Source organism: Streptococcus sp. GMD1S, assembly GCF_000296875.1.
In the GTDB taxonomy this organism is placed as follows: domain Bacteria; phylum Bacillota; class Bacilli; order Lactobacillales; family Streptococcaceae; genus Streptococcus.
The window spans coordinates 1-806 of sequence record NZ_AJQY01000226.1 but is presented as its reverse complement, the minus strand read 5'-3'; the positions used below and the strand labels follow the sequence as shown (position 1 = coordinate 806).

Annotated in this window: 1 protein-coding gene; it reads left to right on the top strand. The window is 29.8% G+C overall.

Translation table 11 applies throughout. The annotated features are described in order from the left end of the window. A partial coding sequence (locus tag GMD1S_RS08465) for a hypothetical protein (protein WP_237738356.1) occupies nt 1-669 on the top strand: 669 nt, incomplete at its 5' end. Nucleotides 670-806 lie beyond the last annotated feature (137 nt).

Sequence of the window (806 nt, the reverse complement as noted above, 5' to 3'; positions counted from 1 at the left end):
AAAAAACGCATATTTCTCACAATGTTACTTTTAGGAGGATTGATAATGATAGGATTGGCAGGGTGTGGAGAAAATAAAAATAGTCGAGAATGGATTGAGAACAAAGTCTCCGAGGTCAGTCGTGTCTATCCAACCGAGAATCTGTTTGACTTGTTTAAGCAATTTCCGGAAGGGTTTGAGGTCTATCAAGTATACATGAATGATAAAGTTAGCATAAAAATATACTTAACCGGAAATAGTCAGTTCAAGACGATAACTGGTAAATTAATTCGAAAAGATTTAAAGTTAGAAAAAAAGACAGACATTATAGATGTTAATTACATAGAACAGCAATTTATTTTTTCAGATGAAGAAAGAGCGAGGGAAATTTGGGAACTTAAAGGTTTTCTGTTTCAAGAATTAACGATTAATAAAAGTATTTTATCTGAGTTTAAATTAGAAAATAAGAGTTATAACAGTGTAACTAATGGTTTTGACATATCTTATAGTGTGAATAATCCAATAATAAACAAATTTTTTAAAATGGATGGTCTTAAAAATGGCGTATTAGAATTTGGAAGCTCTTTGCAGAGTAATGATTATTACTATTATTCTGTTGTTGTTGATTACAAAGACGGTTATTATTTTAGAGAAACAGTGTCTAATGGAGAGTTGAATAATGGTGAGTAGTGGTATTCCAACTTTAGATGCTTCTAATCTAACTTATAAATTTGAATAAGATGCAAGGAAATGTTGCTTTTATGGTATATTATAAGGGAACTATGATTAGCTATTTTGTTGAATATCATAAATAAGGAGAAGGTTAT